Genomic DNA, 14,688 nt, shown 5'->3' with positions numbered 1-14,688 from the left:
AGCTACAGGTATGAGACAGCGGATCGGTTTCTGCACCACAACGGATGATGTGCGAATCGCTTACGCAACCGCCGGGCGGGGAACACCGCTGCTGCGCGTGGGCGGTTGGATGACCCATATAGAACATGATTTGGACAGCCCGATTTGGAGTCACTGGCTGCGGGAATTGACGCGCAACCACACGCTGGCGCGCTTCGACATTCGTGGTTCCGGCCTATCCGACAGAGATGTGAATGGGCAGACATTGGAAGCCTGGGTGCGCGACGTGGAGGCGGTGGTGGACAGTCTCGGCTGGCGGCGATTCCCGATCCTGGGCGTCTGCCAGGGCGCGGCCATCGCGGTGCTCTATGCGGTGCGGCACCCCGAACGGGTCACGCACCTGGTGCTCTACAATGCCTATGCGCACGGGGCCTTTACTGAGGGCATGGCTGGCTATCGCGTGGAGGAGGCCGAGACACTGGCACGCATGATCGAAGTCGGCTGGGCCCGGAGAACCGGCGCCTTTCGGGAGGTGTTCGCCCGCCTGCTGTCGCCTTCTGATGCAGCGGATCAGATTACCTGGTGGGACGAACTGCAGCGCCTGACGGCGGGTAGGGCCATGGCGGCGCGGCTGTGGCGCGGATTTCACGAGATCGATATCCGCGATCTGCTTCCCCAGGTGAGTTGTCCCACCCTGGCGGCACATGTCAAGGGCGACACCATGGTGCCGTTCGAGGCCGGACGGGACCTGGCCGGGCGGATTCCTCGCTGTCGGTTTCTGCCGCTGGAGGGCCGGAACCATATCCTGCAACCCCGAGACCCCGGGTGGCGCACGTTCATCGAAGAGGTGCGCCGGTTCCTCGCCGACGAACCCCACGAAGGCGTGCCGGCGGCAGCGGGTTTTCATGAACTGACCCGCCGCGAGCGGGTCGTGCTGAATCACGTTGCACGAGGTCAGTCGAATGCGGCCATTGCCAGCGCGCTGTCGCTGGCACCGAAAACCGTGCGCAACCACGTCAGCAATATCAGCGCGAAGTTGGCCGTCTCTACTCGCCCCGAACTGGTAATTGAAGCCCGTAACGCCGGCTTCGGCATCGAGTAATCTCCTGAAAATCGGTCAGCTTGTTCCTTGGGACGTTCGTCCCGCTTTTCTCAATTTCATTCACGCCATTCGGGACAGTCACCTCATGAACAGGTGGCTGCCTCCACCTATGCTGATCCCGTAACCAAGTCAGCAGAGGAGCGCCGTTGCGTCGTGTTTAAAACCCTCAAGGCCGGCACGAAGGTGACCATCGATTGGCGAATCGACCAGACGCCCTGAAGCTAACGACGCGTGTGCTTGTTTTCAAAAAGAGTGAACAGGAGATGTTTTATGATGCGTATGCTGAAAGTAACAGGAATTACTGCGGCCCTCATGGCCTTGATTGTAGCTGCCGCCGCCAAGGCAGCTGAACCGAAGCCCATCGCGGCAGAGCCATTGACCCAGCGGCACGCCTTCGACGGTGATGTCTCGATCAATATCACCCAGGACCTGGAGGGGCTGCCGGAACAGGCTGTCTCGTTTGACGATGCATCGCATCTCACGGTGGTGCGGTTCACCATTTAGCCAGGAGCCGTGTTCCCCTGGCACACCCACCCCGGCACGGTCCTTATCACTGTTACCGAGGGCGAGTTCGTGTTCATCTTCGCGGAAGACTGTGTGGATCGCGAGTACGGCCCAGGGGATGCGCTGGTGGATCCGGGCGACACCATCCACACGGCACTCAACCCGAGCCGCAACGAGGAAACCGTGGTGGTTGCCGTGCTCCTCGGTGCGCCCGCCGAGGGTGCGCTGACCATTCCGGTTAATGAGGAAAGGAACGCCGCCCTGGATGCGGAATGCGGTATAGAGCGTAACGGTGGCTGAAGCAGGCCCGTCGGGTATGGTTCAGCCGACCGTGCCCGACGGCTGCGTCGTGTTAAAACCGGAACAGACCTATTTTGTGAGTCCGCAGCACTATGATTTCAGTAAAGCCTGGAAGATACCTCGGTAACAACCCCGGCCAGAGTTTGCTGGCCCCCCTTTTGAGGCTCCGCTGAAGGCCTGGGCACTGGTGTCAGTGTTCGCAATTTTAGCGATGTACGTCGGTTTCAGCGACGATCTATTTCAGTTCGAGTGGCTGGATTCGCCAATCACCGCCGTGGTTTCCGGTTATCGTAGGCGCTATGGGGGTTACCTATGGCTACGCCTATGTCCTTTCCCCGGTCTATCTGGGTTTCAGTGATCATTCACTGGGCTGCGTTAACGGCTTGGGTACTTTTTCTTGGTGGCAGAAACCTTGTACTGGAGTTGTAACCTTTTGCCCGAGAAAGCGGAAGAGAACTACTCTACACTGCTGATTGCTCTGAGAGCCTTAGAGAACAAAATGACAGCCTACGTAATTGGTCAAATCACTGTAAAAGACCCAGCCAAATGGGAAGAATACCGGGGTAAAATACCTTCCACGCTTTCTCCCTGGGGTGCCGAGCTTGTACTTCGTGGCACGCGGGCGAAAGTGCTGAGCGGGCAACACCCTCACACCGATACCGTGGTGATTCGCTTTCCGGACATGGAGTCGGTGGTTGAATGGCACAACTCCGCCGCGTACCAGGCCCTGGTCCCTCTACGTACCAAAGCAGCAAACTTGGATCTGATCAGTTGCGAGGCTGATTTGTAGCAGCCTGTCACGGCATCAGGCGGGTATCAGGTCAGGGCCTTTTCGGCCCATTCCTAAACCACTCAATCATGCTAGCTCGGGCACAAATAACCTGAATCACACAAGGTACAACCCATGCGAAAGAATATTCTGATTACCGGTGCCAGCACCGGCCTCGGTGAAGGTATGGCCCGCGAATGGGCTGCCAAGGGCTGTAATCTGGCGCTCTGTGCGCGGAGGGCGGATAAACTCGAGGCCCTGCAGCGGGAATTGCAGCAAGCCTACCCCGATATTCGGGTGCTGGTCCGCAGCCTGGATGTGTGCGACTACGAACAGGTATTCGAGGTTTTCCGCGGCTTCCGGGATGAGCTTGGCAGTGTTGACCGTGTGGTTGTCAACGCCGGCATCGGCAGTTCCCAGCCCATTGGGCGCGGGCACTTTACGGCCAACCGCCAGACGGCAGAAACCAACTTTATCGCCGCCATTGCCCAGAGCGAGGCGGCCATGGAGATCTTCCGGGAACAGAACAGCGGACATCTGGTGCTGATCTCATCGGTCAGCGGCGTTCGCGGTTTCCGCGGCCCGATTAACGTGTACGCTGCCACCAAGGCCGCCGTGGCTTCATTGGCCGAAGGCCTGCAACTGGATACCAAGGATAAACCCATTAACGTCAGCAACATCATGCCCGGCTACATTCTCACCGACATCAACCGAGACACGAAGAGTGCGCCCTTCCGGGTGGACCTGGAAACCGGCGTGAAAGCATTGGTGAAGGCCATCGAGTCCGAAAAACGCCGCGCGTATGTGCCCTGGTGGCCGTGGACGCCGCTCAGTTATGTGCTGAAGGCCCTGCCCTTCGGGCTGTTTGCAAGGGCGATGTGACCAGGTGCACGAAAGCCAGCGACCCTACCCTGAGAAAACCTTGCTGAGCTCCCACGAATGTCGTGAAGAGATAAAGAATGATTGCTCGCAAATATCACAGAATCGTATTTTCGTTTTTTATGTCACTGCTGATGTCCGGCATCATGTCGCTGGTAATCAGTGTTTTTAACGTGGGTTGGGTCAGCAATATCCTTTCCATCTGGCTGAATGCCTGGCTGTTCGCGTTTGCAGTCGCCTTTCCCACCATAATTGCAGTGTCGCCAGTGGTTCACAAGTTGGTCAGCTTGGTTTTGAAGGAAGAGGGTTGATTCCCATGCTTGAAAAACGCGTACCTCCCCTGCTTCTGGTGCTGTTCGTCGGTGCTGCCATGTGGGGCATTGCTACTCTGACTTCACCCGTACCGCTGGACGATACCCTCCGCAAAGTTGCCGCTGGCGTGCTTTTCGTAGTTGGTGCACTGTTTCCGGTAGCGGGCCTGGTGGCTTTCCGGCGTGCCAGAACCACGGTAGACCCACGCACGCCCGAGGCCAGTTCAGCTCTGGTCTGCTCCGGCATTTACCGGTATTCCCGTAACCCGATGTATATGGGATTTGCGCTCTGGTTGCTGGCCTGGGGGGTGTACCTGGGGTCTGGCTGGGGGTTACTCGGAGTGGTGTTTTTTGTGGTGTATATGAATCACTTCCAGATTGCTCCTGAAGAACGGGCCCTGCGGGCGTTGTTCGGTGACCAATTCCGCGCCTATGAGCAACGGGTTCGCCGCTGGCTCTAGATTGCCGGTAACCTCTCCCATAGGGATATCCAGTCTCCAAGGCACCATATACTCGTCAATCTTGTTATCTGTGATGATCGCCGTAAATGCGATATGAATTCTTACCGTCTTTTTTTGCAACGTACATCGCGTCATCAGATTTACGTATCAAAGTGTCGATATCAGTTCCATCTCGAGGATATAGTGAAATACCAATGCTGGCGCCAAGTTCAACGGCATCAGTATGAATCCGGGACAGGAAAGCCAGCTGTTCGATTATTTTTTCAGAAACCCCAGCGGCCTCCTCGTCGGAAATCTCATCGAGAAAGACTACGAATTCATCACCGCCAAAACGGGCAACAATATCTGAATCGCGCACACAGCCTTTTATTTCCTGCCCCAGTTTGTGCAATATTTCGTCCCCCACTTTGTGGCCAAAGGTATCATTTACCGATTTAAACCCATCAACATCAATGAACAGGACGGAGCTTTTATGCCCCTTTCTTTTTGCTCTTGCGATGGAAGTAAAGCAGACCTCCCTGAAAATCCTCATATTCGCTAAACCCGTCAGGTCATCGTACATAGCTCGGTGGTAGAAAATATCCCTTTCATCCTGAACAAGACCAACCAATATGACCGTGACTATGGAAATGGCAAACATGATCTGCACTTCGAAAATTCCGTAGTGCGAATAGCCTGAAAAAATGAATAGCGACAGGGCAAAAAGGTTACCTATAAATGCGAAAACCAGTCCGTTACCAAGCCCCCACTTAACCGTACTCCAGACGACCGGGATTAAAATCAGGTAGTAATATCTTGAATACTGCTCGTCCATTTTCCCGAACTGAATGACCAGGGCAGTCAATATAATAATAATTAGCAGCGCAAATACTTTTTGCGGCTTTAAAATATTTTGCAAAAGCGATGAGATTAACTCCTGCCAGCCATGCTTCCAGAATTGATAGAATAGTAAAAATATAGGAATCGCAGTGATAGCGCCCGTGAGGTTGCCGACAAAAAACGAGGATGACCTATCAATAAGCGACGAAAAGGAGAGGGTATTTGAGCCTATGCCTACCAAAAATATAACAGTCGATACGAGCGCCGTTAGAAGCGAGGCAACCATTACCGAGTAAAAAAACTTCGCATTGATGATCTTTTGCGGCGAGTTTGTTTTTCTTAGTATCAGACCGGCTACACCATAAATGACAAACTGCCTTAAATCCGGAATGAACATCTCAAGGTTATAATTAAAGATATCTCGATAAGGCAGGCCACCCAGATAGATTGCCAAAAAATGAACAGGTAGATATTTCCCTCCCAAAAGAAAAATCAAAAACATCGCATAGGCGGAAGGCGGGTAGAACAGACTCACGCCCTCGTTCACTGTAAACAGGTAGGCCACCTGATTCAGAGCCCAGAACGTGAGTATGAAGAGCAGGGAGTTTAAGACATATTGCCGAGCATGAGTCTTTGCGTCCGTGAGCTTCGGAAAATCCACGCCATAGTTCATTACGAAAGCCAAAGTCCAAAAAACATGAGTTGCCTTTGCTCTCTCATCCAAATGGCATGGATCAGAAGAACGCCAATGCGTTGGTCCAGATTACGTGACAAAGGGATTCAGCAACAACAGAGTAGCTGCAGATGTTATTGGCCGCAAAGACCATGAGAACAATTTTGCCGCCCTGGATGCGTATCGAGAAACCTGACCCTGATCGTGTGCACTCTGGGTGTTACCCGGAGCTACGCTTACGTGATTTCCCGGTCTGACTCAGCGATCTTGAATATGCGCCAGTGCGGTTTCGATATCCTCGCGGTTATCAGGGCGGATAAGGCGGGTGATTTCATGCCCATCCCTGAAAAAGATCAGAGTCGGCCACAACTTCACACCAAGCGTCCGGCCCAGCCGGCGACCTTTTCCATCCTCCACTTTTACATGTTCAACCCCGGAATGGCGCTCCATGGCGGCCTCAATGTGTCGCTGCGCTGACTGGCAGAATCCACACCAGTTTGTGCCGAATTCAATCAACAAAGGGCCTTGGGTATGGGCGAGCTCCTCCGGGCTTATGGATTCGGGCGTATAGTGGTTGTCAAAAGACATTATGATTCCTCAGTGAGTGGCAGTAGAAACCGTGATGGACAACTTTTGGGGGCCGGCTTCCCTTAATAGGTAGTTTGGCTGCGGGGCTGGTATTTCAAGGGGGCATTACTAGTATGCCGAAACATCAGAAGGTTGCTCCGATGAAGCTCGTTCTTACCGTGCTTGTGGGCATGGTCCTTATGGGTTGCACACTGCCGCAACCCGCCCTCAATGTGAAAGACTCGGACTCTGCCATCATCGGTGAGAAGCCCGAGGGCTACCCAAGAACCTTGATCAAACGTCTGCCTGATTTGCCCGGCTTTTGTATCGAGGTGACGGAAAACTGGAGAGAACACCCGTATCAGGGTGAGACGATTTGGCTGAAGGAAAAAACGATAAAGAGTTTGAACTGCCCTGGAAAAACCTCGCCAGGAACGTCGCCCGATTTTCGGATCAAAAGGCCCAACAACTGATCTTTCCAACAACAGGAGTACTACTATGACCGGCCCTCTCGATGGCGTTCGCATTATCGATCTGACCGCGATGATATCCGGCCCTCTGGCGACCATGATGTTGGCGGATCAGGGCGCGGAGGTGATCAAGGTTGAGAATCCGGCGGGTGGGGACTTCACCCGTTCCGCGGCCAACCGGCGGGGCGATATGTCTGCTTTGTTTCTGAACAACAACCGCAACAAGAAGTCGGTGGCACTGAACCTGAAAGAGCCGGAGGGCCGCGAAGCGCTTTTGAAGCTGGTGGCGACGGCCGACGTGTTTGTGCAGAATTTCCGGCCCGGGGTTATCGAACGTATGGGTCTGGGAGAGGACGAACTGCGCAAGGTGGCACCCAACCTGATTATGGTGTCAATCAGCGGTTTCGGTGATTCCGGCCCCTATGCCCAGCGCCCGGTTTATGACCCGCTGATTCAGGGACTTTCCGGCCTGGCCACCGTGCAGGCCGGCTCTGACGGTTATCGCCCGCAACTGGTCCGAACCATCCTGCCGGACAAGCTCACCGGTGTTACCGCAGCCCAGGCAATTACCGCTGCCCTCTTTGCCCGCGAGCGCACCGGTGAGGCACGGCACGTCAGATTATCCATGCTGGATGCCATCATCGCGTTTCTCTGGAGTTCGGACATGGGCAGCCAGACCTTTGTAGGCGCGGAGCTTCCGCAACAGGAGGCGGCGAGCTTCCAGGACCTGATCTATGAGACGACTACCGGCTACATCACGATTGCGGTGCAGAGTGACCGCGAGTGGCAGGCAATTATACGCGCACTCAACCGGCCTGAATGGGCCGGGGATCCGAGGTTTCTCACCGCAGAGCTGCGGCAGGAAAACATCGACGCCAGGCTCGACCTGATTCAGTCGGTAATCAGAACAGATTCCGCGGAGCATTGGCTGGCGCGGCTTGAGAAAGAACAGGTGCCCTGCGCACCGGTCCTGACCCGCAGCCAAGTGCTGGCCCATCCCCAGGTCAAGGCGAATGGCCTGCTGGTGAACTACGAACACCCGCAAGCCGGACCGATTCGCCAGAGCCGTGCGCCGTCGCAATTCTCGCAAGAACAAGATCAGGAGCTACGGGGTGCTCCGGCTCTGGGGCAGCACACCAGAGCTCTGCTGTCAGATTGCGGTTATTCGCAGGAGGAGATTCAGGCTCTGATTGATTCAGGCACCGCGGGCGTCGTTCGCTGAGAAATTCCGGGCTGCTGGGCAAATGGTTCGTCGCTCGCCCCGAATGCCTGCCTGCCATCCGGTGTCCGAGAGACTGCTACCGGCCATAGCTGAGCTCCCTGTTTTTACGCTTGGTGCGCCACCGAACAGACCGGACAAAGCCAATAGCCTATTGTGGGATCAGATGAGGCAAAGGAACAGCCTGGACAGGATGTCACATCATGCGCCGCAGAGATGAGGCGCGATCAAAGCTCAGGATTGGGGCTATTAACGGCCCCTCTTTAGCAGTATGGCTATGGACCCGCAACGCCTTTTTGCACCGGCCTCGCTCCCCGCGCAGGCCGTTTTTTTGATAACAAACCGGGACAGGTTCAGCACCAGGTGTGCGCTATGACGTCCTTATTTCCCCGTTTATCGTATGCCCTTGCCCTGCTGGTTCTTCTCGGATTGTCCGGGTTTCTTCTGGCTGGCGCTCAAACCCTGGTGAATACGATCGAGAGAACCGCCCCGGAAACCAGTGTCAGTTCCGGGCTAAAGTCCGGATTCTCTCCGTTTCGGGATGAATCCGTCCGTGGCCGGAGTTACCATACACCCCCTTTTTGACCGATTCGGAACCCTGTTGATGATCAAGTCCATTGCCCTGGCGACACTGATTGTCGTGCTGTTGGCGTTTCTCGGCTTTCAATACTACATAACATCGGTTCCCGGTCTCTCCGAGCCTGTTTCTGTCGAGGAAACCCGGTTCATCGAGCAGGACAACTCACTGCTGGTGACCTTGAGAGATAGCGAGGGCGATCGCTTCACCGTAGGCCTGCGGGGAGACGTGGCCGACAAGCCGGAAGAGACCGCCCTCTTCTTTATCAGGAATCCGGATCTGGTGCCCTATGTGTATTGGCCCGGTTTGCGAAGCAACGATGAGAAACGGGTTCTTGAGCTGCTTGAGGACGTGGTGAGGAACCCGGGCGAGGACGGGGCGGCATACCGGATTTATACGGTTCTGAAGGACCGTAACTGAAATTTCAGCAGCAGAAAATTCGGCCCGCACCGGAGTCGATGATAGGTAAACCTATGTGTGTTATAACTTGGCCATCACGCCACTCCTTAATCGCCGTTGCCCTGCCGGTTCTTCTCGGATTTTCCGGGCTTGCTGTGGCCGACGTCTGCGAGATGGACGAAACCGATCGCGCTTTGCTGAATCAGGTCAATGAAGCGCGTAGCCAGCCCCGACAATGCGGCGACAGGAGCTTTGAGGCAGCGCCACCCCTGGCCTGGAACTGCAAGCTCGAAGACGCTGCCCGCGCCCATGCGGAAGCCATGGTGGAACTGGAATTCTTCAGCCATACCGGTCCAGACGGCGTCCAGACCGGCAGGCGGGTGAGTGACAGAGGTTACAGCTGGTCGGCGGTGGGCGAAAACATTGCGAGCGGCCAGAACTCGGTTGATCATGTCATTGAGGGGTGGCTTTCAAGTCCGGGACACTGCGCCAACATCATGAATGCCGAATTCACCGAAATGGGCGCAGCGAGGGTTGAGGCGCCGGGCTCGCCGCACTCCCCTTTCTGGACCCAGGTGTTTGCCCGACCGCTCTAGCCAGGTTTCCGGCCCGCTCCACACACGTGTTACATTAAACACACAGGCTTTCAAGCGTAATACCAATACCACATCAGAATGGAGATAGAGGTATGAGTAAGCCCCTTGAAGGAAAAACCGTCGCCATGCTGGCAACTGACGGTGTAGAGCAAATCGAGTTAACCCGTCCCAGGGAAGAGCTGGAGTCAGCGGGAGCGAAGGTTGAGCTGATTTCGATCAAGTCCGGCAGCATTGATGGATACAATCATCTGGATAAGGCTGACAGCTTCAACGTGGACAAAACCGTCCAGCAGGCAGCGGTTGAAGACTACGCTGCACTGGTGCTGCCGGGCGGCGTCGCAAATCCGGATGCGTTGCGCCTGGACAAGGACGCCGTGTCCATGATCGCCCGCTTCGTGGAAGAAGGCAGGCCTGTGGCTGCCATCTGTCACGCCCCCTGGCTGTTGATAGAGGCGGATGTAGTCCGGGGCAAAACGCTGACATCCTTCCCCAGCCTTCGAACCGATATCAACAATGCCGGCGGCCATTGGGTTGATCGGGAGCTATGCCACGAAGGCGGTCTGATCACAAGCCGTAAGCCGGATGACCTGGATGCTTTCTGCAGCCGACTTGTGGAGGCGGTTGCCGCCGAGTCCTAGTGGTGCCTGACCGGGGAGGGTCCTGAATGCCTCCCCGCTCACCTCTGACCACTCACCCATCCCGCAATAAATCCGCCGGATCAAGCCGCATGGCCCTCAATGTAGGTACCAGGCCGCCCAGCAAAGCCATTGAGCTGACGGTACCCGCGACCAGAGCCCCGAGCCACCACAGATCTCCTGCCGGCAGTTTCAGCGCCAGGTCCGCCAGTGGCAGGGCGATCAGGGCCCCGAGTGCTGTCGCAAAAACTGTCGCAAGCAAGGTCAGCAACCCGGTTTCAAGCAGCATGGATAGCCGAATGGCCTGATGCCTGGCACCTAGGCAATGCAGCAGGTTGGCCTCATACAGCTGTCGCCTGCGACTGACACTGACCACGCTCGACAGCACAAGCAGGCTGGCCATAAGACTGACGGCGGCAACCGTTGCCAGCCCGGCCGCCGCCTTGTTGAGCAGGTCACCGGCGGTTTCAAGCCAGTCCGCCGTGCGCAGCGTGATGACGTTGGGGATGTTTCTGGCGAGCCATTGCTGCGATTCTTTTGCGGCCTGGTCGCTCTGATAGACCGCACCGACATACAGGTTGATCAACTCATCCAGTGCGCCGTCCTGAAGGATACCCTCGAACCAGAAACGGGTCTGCAGGCCTTTTTGCCGGTAGATCGCCCGGATTTCGACCGCCATTGGCTGGTCCTGGGCGGTAAACTCTATCTGGTCGCCCACCGTCAGCCCGAGTTCGTTGGCTTCGCGATCCTCCATGGCCATGAAGGCGGGCTCTCCCTCTGGCGCCGGTGAATCCCACCAGCTACCTGCAACCAGCTCAAGGCCTTCCGGATTCCCCGACAGGTAGCTGAGCTTGTATTCATCACCCATGGCCTCTCGCCTCGCCTGAGGGCTGTCCGCCAGCACTTCAGATAAGGGTTCAGAGTTAATACTCGCCATACGGGCGCGAACCAGTGGCAGCAGCTCAACCCTGCTGGAGGCATCAAGGGAGGCAAGGCCGGACTCCAGTGAGTCCATCTGATCCGGGAACACCTCGTACAGAATCAGCGCAGGTGAATCCGCTGGTATGGTGGTTTCCAAGGCTCGCAGCAGCGTGGCCACGATCAGGGTACAGGCCACCACCAAGGTCAGCGCCGTGCCCAACGAAAGCAGTGTGGCCCGCAGCGGCGAATCCGGCCGGTGGAGATTGGCCAGCGCCAGCCGACGGGCAAAGTTACGATCGGCAAAGCCGCTATCCTCCAGCGCTTTGGACCCGCGGCGCAGTGCCTTGATCAGACCTTCCAGCAAAGCCCAGAGCACCATGACAGCGAGCAGGAACAGGAATCCCAATTGCGGAGACGGCAACCATAACAGGGTCGCGGAAATGTAAACGGCCAGCAGCAGATAGCTCGCTATCCGCCAGCTCTGCGGTTCATGGCTGGCGGCCTGAACCTGGCCCCGGAAAAGCCCGGCCGGTGGAGCTGCAAGAGCCCTGGCCAGCGCCGGCAACGCGAACACATAGGCCGTCAGCACCGCAAACAGCCAGCTCAGGATCAACGGCACAAACCACAGGGAAATCCAGTCACCGGCACCACCCGGCCCGGCCAGCCCGTAGGCCTCGCCAGCCATGCTGATTGCCACTGCCGAAAGCCCCAGCCCGATGCCACCGCCGACAAGACCGGCCAGGCTGCCCAATATGCCAATCTGGAAAAGGTAGATTCCGACCAATCGTCTGCGGCGAAGGCCCAGGGTCTGCAGCGTGGCAATGGTACCCAGTTTTTCATCCAGGTAAGCATGGATGCTGTTGGCAACTCCCAGGCCGCCGATGAACAGCGTGGTGAACGCGATCAGTATGAGCGCCGTTGCAATCTGGTCAAGTCGCTCCGAAATCCGTTCGCTGCGCTCGGCAAAGGTGGTGGTGTCCCAGTCTGTCTCCGGGAACGCCTGTTCGAATTCCTCCAGCCAGACGGGCAGATTCTGGTCGGTCTGTACCCGGTACTCGTAGTCGACCCGGCTGCCTGGCCGGATCAGTTGCGTTGCCTCCAGCGCCTGTTCGGAAATCATGATTGGCAGGCCGCGCCAGTTGGCATTCAGGCTGCGATCGGGCTGCGCCTGAATCAGACCGCTGATGCGAAAGGTGGCTGCACCGATCCCGATTTCGTCGCCAACTGACTGGCCCAGGCGCTCGGCCAGCATGGGGTCGATGACGGCGCCCCAGAGACCGTCGTTTTTTGCATTAAGCTCGGTGCGTGGCCTGTCTGGCGTCAGTTGCAGCTCGCCGTAGAGTGGATAGGCTGCGTCGGGAACCAGTATATCGGCCCTGAAGAAGCCTTCACCGTCGCTGCCACTGACAATGGTGTCGAACTCCCTGACCAGCGAGAGTCTACCGGTACGGCCGATCCACTCGAGGACGTCATCCGGTAACGGCTTACTGGCCTCAAGCTCGACGTCGCCACCCAGCAGCGCGCGGGTATCGGCCAGCAGGCTCTGCTCGATGACCCGGTAAAGACTTGCCGTCGCTGCCACCAGGGTAACGCCAAGGATAAGGCAGGCGAGGAAGACCTTGAGAGCAGAGATGCGCGATCGCAAATCGGTGATCGCGAATTTCAGCATCCACAGGGGATTCGCGGCATCAGACGTCATACAGGCGACCGCCTTCCATCCGCACCCGGTGCTGACAACGTCCGGCAACGCGTTCGTCGTGGGTTACCAGTATCAGTGTGGACCGGCTCTCCTTGTGAAGGTCGAACAGCAGCGAGAGCACCTTTTCGCCGGTTTCCTGGTCCAGGTTGCCTGTTGGCTCGTCACCCAGCAGCAGGCTGGGCTGGTGGACCAGTGCCCGGGCAATCGCCACTCGCTGCTGCTCACCGCCGGAAAGCTGCCCCGGGTAATGCTGCAATCGGTGGCTCAGGCCCACGGCATCCAGCATTGCAAGGGCCTGCTCGCGGGCGCTGCCCTGCCCGGCAATTTCCAGCGGCAGGCTGACGTTGCCAAGCGCGGTGAGGCCGGGTAGCAGATGGAACGACTGGAAGATGATACCAAGGTGCTCACTGCGCCAGTCGGCCAGCGTGTTGGAATCCATATCCCCCAGGCGCCGACTACCCACCAGGATTTCGCCCCTGTCCGGGCGCTGAAGGCCTGAAAGCAGCAGAAGCAGAGAGGTTTTACCGCTGCCGGAAGGGCCGGTAATGGCCAGGGTCTCGCCGGGCGGAACCGTGAGGGAGGCATTATTGAGTACCGAAACGGTGCCCGACTCTGTTGGGTAGGCGAGGTGAATATCACTCATCTGCACACTGGTGGACACAAAGGCACCTTTCTTCGGGATGTTGGAAGTCGCGAACAGGTTAAAATACGGAACGTTTTACAGACCAGCCCAGTGTGAGTGAGATGCAATCCCAGCTGCAACCGGCCCCGTACATCTTCGCCAAACCCATCGCCACCGGAAAACCGCATGCCCATTCCCTTAGTTCACCACCCTGACTACAGCTTTCCTTTCCCGGAAAGGCACCGCTTCCCCATGGAGAAGTTCGGGCTGCTGGCCGATCACATGCGCTCACAAGGGCTGCTTACTGCTGGCAACAGCTACCGTCCTGCGCCCTGTCGCCAGGCCTGGCTGACGCAGACTCACTCCCCGGATTACCTTGCCCGCTTCGCCGGCAACCGGCTCTCGGCCCGGGAAACCAGGCAGATGAATCTTCCCTGGAGCCCGGGGCTGGTCAGGCGTACGTTTCTGGCACCGTCCGGCACGGTTCTGACAGCGCAGCTGGCGCTGCAACATGGTGTTGCCTGCCACCTGGCCGGTGGTACCCACCACGCGCATTTCGACTATGCCGCCGGCTTCTGCATACTGAACGATCTTGCCATCGCCGCCAACGTACTTCTCCGGCAGGGCGGCATAAAGCGGGTACTCATTTTCGACGTTGATGTGCATCAGGGGGATGGCACCGCCGCCTTGCTGGCCGTTGAACCAGGGGCATTTACCTGCTCCATTCACTGCGAGCGCAATTTCCCGTTCCAGAAGCAGGTCAGCGATCTAGATGTGGCCTTACCGGATGGAATGGGTGACAGAGACTATCTGGCGGTGGTCAGTGAGACTCTGCAGAAGGCGCTTGAGTTGTCGAGGCCAGACATTGTCCTCTACGATGCAGGAGTGGATGTGTTTCAGGGTGACCCTTTAGGCAAGCTGAACATCTCGGAACCCGGCATTCGGGAGCGGGATTATCAGGTGCTAAGCGAACTGAAACGTCGCGGTATTCCGGTGGCGACAGTGATCGGTGGCGGCTACGATGATGATCGGGTCAAACTGGCAAGGCGCCACGGAATCGTCGTGGAAGAGGCCAGCCGTGTGTTCGGCTCTGGCTGAACCTTTATCCGGGAGCATTCTTATGAAAAACGACGGCACCCGCAAACTTCAACTAAGGTAAAGGAAATATAGTCACAATCCGCTCTGG

General features: G+C 57.1%; 17 protein-coding genes. 13 read left to right on the top strand and 4 right to left on the bottom strand.

The annotated features are described in order from the left end of the window. The first annotated feature begins 10 nt into the window (after nt 1-10). The 7 genes from DIT71_RS07150 to DIT71_RS07125 all read left to right on the top strand — a co-directional run bounded on the left by DIT71_RS07150 (nt 11) and on the right by DIT71_RS07125 (nt 4,305). On the top strand, nt 11-1,081 hold the full coding sequence (locus DIT71_RS07150) for an alpha/beta fold hydrolase (protein ID WP_227537991.1): 1,071 nt from the start codon (nt 11-13) through the stop codon (nt 1,079-1,081). 270 nt (nt 1,082-1,351) lie between these two features. Beyond that, the gene (locus DIT71_RS18000) at nt 1,352-1,585 is read left to right on the top strand and encodes a hypothetical protein (protein WP_199490968.1); all 234 of its coding nucleotides are present in this window, start codon (nt 1,352-1,354) and stop codon (nt 1,583-1,585) included. A 9-nt stretch (nt 1,586-1,594) separates the two neighbouring features. Further along, nucleotides 1,595-1,885 (top strand): cupin domain-containing protein, encoded by a 291-nt coding sequence (locus DIT71_RS17995; protein WP_199490967.1) that lies wholly within the window; start codon nt 1,595-1,597, stop codon nt 1,883-1,885. Between the two features lie 433 nt (nt 1,886-2,318). Beyond that, nucleotides 2,319-2,675 carry a DUF1330 domain-containing protein gene (locus tag DIT71_RS07140; RefSeq protein ID WP_227537990.1) on the top strand — a complete coding sequence of 119 codons (357 nt, stop codon included), beginning with the start codon at nt 2,319-2,321 and terminating at the stop codon, nt 2,673-2,675. Nucleotides 2,676-2,789: 114 nt separating this feature from the next. Next, nucleotides 2,790-3,536, top strand: coding sequence for an SDR family oxidoreductase (locus DIT71_RS07135; protein WP_114612524.1), 747 nt, complete (start codon nt 2,790-2,792; stop codon nt 3,534-3,536). A gap of 77 nt (nt 3,537-3,613) precedes the next feature. Continuing rightward, nucleotides 3,614-3,844 (top strand): DUF2798 domain-containing protein, encoded by a 231-nt coding sequence (locus DIT71_RS07130; RefSeq protein ID WP_114612523.1) that lies wholly within the window; start codon nt 3,614-3,616, stop codon nt 3,842-3,844. Continuing rightward, nucleotides 3,844-4,305: a methyltransferase family protein gene (locus DIT71_RS07125; protein WP_227538028.1), complete on the top strand. Its 462-nt coding sequence runs from the start codon at nt 3,844-3,846 to the stop codon at nt 4,303-4,305. Before DIT71_RS07130 ends, DIT71_RS07125 begins: the two co-directional genes overlap by 1 nt. A 64-nt stretch (nt 4,306-4,369) precedes the next feature. On the opposite strand, the gene DIT71_RS07120 is transcribed toward DIT71_RS07125, so the two are convergent. Further along, nucleotides 4,370-5,797 (bottom strand): diguanylate cyclase domain-containing protein, encoded by a 1,428-nt coding sequence (locus DIT71_RS07120; RefSeq protein ID WP_114612522.1) that lies wholly within the window; start codon nt 5,795-5,797, stop codon nt 4,370-4,372. A gap of 258 nt (nt 5,798-6,055) precedes the next feature. Beyond that, nucleotides 6,056-6,385, bottom strand: a complete 330-nt coding sequence (locus DIT71_RS07115; protein WP_114612521.1) for a thioredoxin family protein — start codon at nt 6,383-6,385, stop codon at nt 6,056-6,058. A 113-nt stretch (nt 6,386-6,498) separates the two neighbouring features. Here DIT71_RS07115 and DIT71_RS07110 point away from each other — a divergent pair, with 113 nt between their 5' ends. From DIT71_RS07110 to DIT71_RS07090, 5 genes are all read left to right on the top strand, one after another. After that, the gene (locus DIT71_RS07110; protein ID WP_227537989.1) at nt 6,499-6,837 is read left to right on the top strand and encodes a hypothetical protein; all 339 of its coding nucleotides are present in this window, start codon (nt 6,499-6,501) and stop codon (nt 6,835-6,837) included. A gap of 25 nt (nt 6,838-6,862) precedes the next feature. Next, nucleotides 6,863-8,056 (top strand): CaiB/BaiF CoA transferase family protein, encoded by a 1,194-nt coding sequence (locus DIT71_RS07105; RefSeq protein ID WP_114612520.1) that lies wholly within the window; start codon nt 6,863-6,865, stop codon nt 8,054-8,056. Nucleotides 8,057-8,657: 601 nt separating this feature from the next. Next, nucleotides 8,658-9,050 carry a hypothetical protein gene (locus DIT71_RS07100; RefSeq protein WP_114612894.1) on the top strand — a complete coding sequence of 131 codons (393 nt, stop codon included), beginning with the start codon at nt 8,658-8,660 and terminating at the stop codon, nt 9,048-9,050. Nucleotides 9,051-9,103: 53 nt separating this feature from the next. After that, complete coding sequence (locus tag DIT71_RS07095) at nt 9,104-9,625, top strand: CAP domain-containing protein (RefSeq protein ID WP_227537988.1); 522 nt, start codon at nt 9,104-9,106, stop codon at nt 9,623-9,625. Between the two features lie 92 nt (nt 9,626-9,717). Next, a complete protein-coding gene (locus DIT71_RS07090) occupies nt 9,718-10,263 on the top strand; it encodes a type 1 glutamine amidotransferase domain-containing protein (protein WP_114612518.1) in 546 nt (181 codons plus the stop codon). A 52-nt stretch (nt 10,264-10,315) separates the two neighbouring features. Here DIT71_RS07090 and DIT71_RS07085 read toward each other — a convergent pair whose 3' ends face one another. Both DIT71_RS07085 and DIT71_RS07080 read right to left on the bottom strand, forming a co-directional pair. Beyond that, on the bottom strand, nt 10,316-12,880 hold the full coding sequence (locus DIT71_RS07085) for an ABC transporter permease (protein WP_114612517.1): 2,565 nt from the start codon (nt 12,878-12,880) through the stop codon (nt 10,316-10,318). Then, the gene (locus DIT71_RS07080) at nt 12,870-13,523 is read right to left on the bottom strand and encodes an ABC transporter ATP-binding protein (RefSeq protein WP_114612893.1); all 654 of its coding nucleotides are present in this window, start codon (nt 13,521-13,523) and stop codon (nt 12,870-12,872) included. The genes DIT71_RS07085 and DIT71_RS07080 overlap by 11 nt, the downstream gene beginning before the upstream one ends. Nucleotides 13,524-13,688: 165 nt before the next feature. Here DIT71_RS07080 and DIT71_RS07075 point away from each other — a divergent pair, with 165 nt between their 5' ends. Further along, entirely contained in the window at nt 13,689-14,600 is a 912-nt protein-coding gene (locus DIT71_RS07075) for a histone deacetylase family protein (protein ID WP_114612516.1), read from the top strand. The last annotated feature ends 88 nt before the right edge of the window (nt 14,601-14,688 follow it).

The sequence above is a fragment of the Marinobacter vulgaris genome, assembly GCF_003344045.1.
Classification (GTDB): Bacteria; Pseudomonadota; Gammaproteobacteria; order Pseudomonadales; family Oleiphilaceae; genus Marinobacter; species Marinobacter vulgaris.
This window is presented reverse-complemented; position numbering and strand designations above follow the sequence as displayed.

What these genes read in the sequence shown, in the direction of transcription:
- DIT71_RS07150 (WP_227537991.1), top strand. Translation starts at nt 11, where the DNA reads ATGAGACAGCGGATCGGTTTCTGCACCACAACGGATGATGTGCGAATC.
- DIT71_RS18000 (WP_199490968.1), top strand. Translation starts at nt 1,352, where the DNA reads ATGATGCGTATGCTGAAAGTAACAGGAATTACTGCGGCCCTCATGGCC.
- DIT71_RS07135 (WP_114612524.1), top strand. Translation starts at nt 2,790, where the DNA reads ATGCGAAAGAATATTCTGATTACCGGTGCCAGCACCGGCCTCGGTGAA.
- DIT71_RS07130 (WP_114612523.1), top strand. Translation starts at nt 3,614, where the DNA reads ATGATTGCTCGCAAATATCACAGAATCGTATTTTCGTTTTTTATGTCA.
- DIT71_RS07120 (WP_114612522.1), bottom strand. Translation starts at nt 5,797, where the DNA reads ATGAACTATGGCGTGGATTTTCCGAAGCTCACGGACGCAAAGACTCAT.
- DIT71_RS07115 (WP_114612521.1), bottom strand. Translation starts at nt 6,385, where the DNA reads ATGTCTTTTGACAACCACTATACGCCCGAATCCATAAGCCCGGAGGAG.
- DIT71_RS07110 (WP_227537989.1), top strand. Translation starts at nt 6,499, where the DNA reads ATGCCGAAACATCAGAAGGTTGCTCCGATGAAGCTCGTTCTTACCGTG.
- DIT71_RS07105 (WP_114612520.1), top strand. Translation starts at nt 6,863, where the DNA reads ATGACCGGCCCTCTCGATGGCGTTCGCATTATCGATCTGACCGCGATG.
- DIT71_RS07100 (WP_114612894.1), top strand. Translation starts at nt 8,658, where the DNA reads ATGATCAAGTCCATTGCCCTGGCGACACTGATTGTCGTGCTGTTGGCG.
- DIT71_RS07095 (WP_227537988.1), top strand. Translation starts at nt 9,104, where the DNA reads ATGTGTGTTATAACTTGGCCATCACGCCACTCCTTAATCGCCGTTGCC.
- DIT71_RS07090 (WP_114612518.1), top strand. Translation starts at nt 9,718, where the DNA reads ATGAGTAAGCCCCTTGAAGGAAAAACCGTCGCCATGCTGGCAACTGAC.
- DIT71_RS07085 (WP_114612517.1), bottom strand. Translation starts at nt 12,880, where the DNA reads ATGACGTCTGATGCCGCGAATCCCCTGTGGATGCTGAAATTCGCGATC.
- DIT71_RS07080 (WP_114612893.1), bottom strand. Translation starts at nt 13,523, where the DNA reads ATGAGTGATATTCACCTCGCCTACCCAACAGAGTCGGGCACCGTTTCG.
- DIT71_RS07075 (WP_114612516.1), top strand. Translation starts at nt 13,689, where the DNA reads ATGCCCATTCCCTTAGTTCACCACCCTGACTACAGCTTTCCTTTCCCG.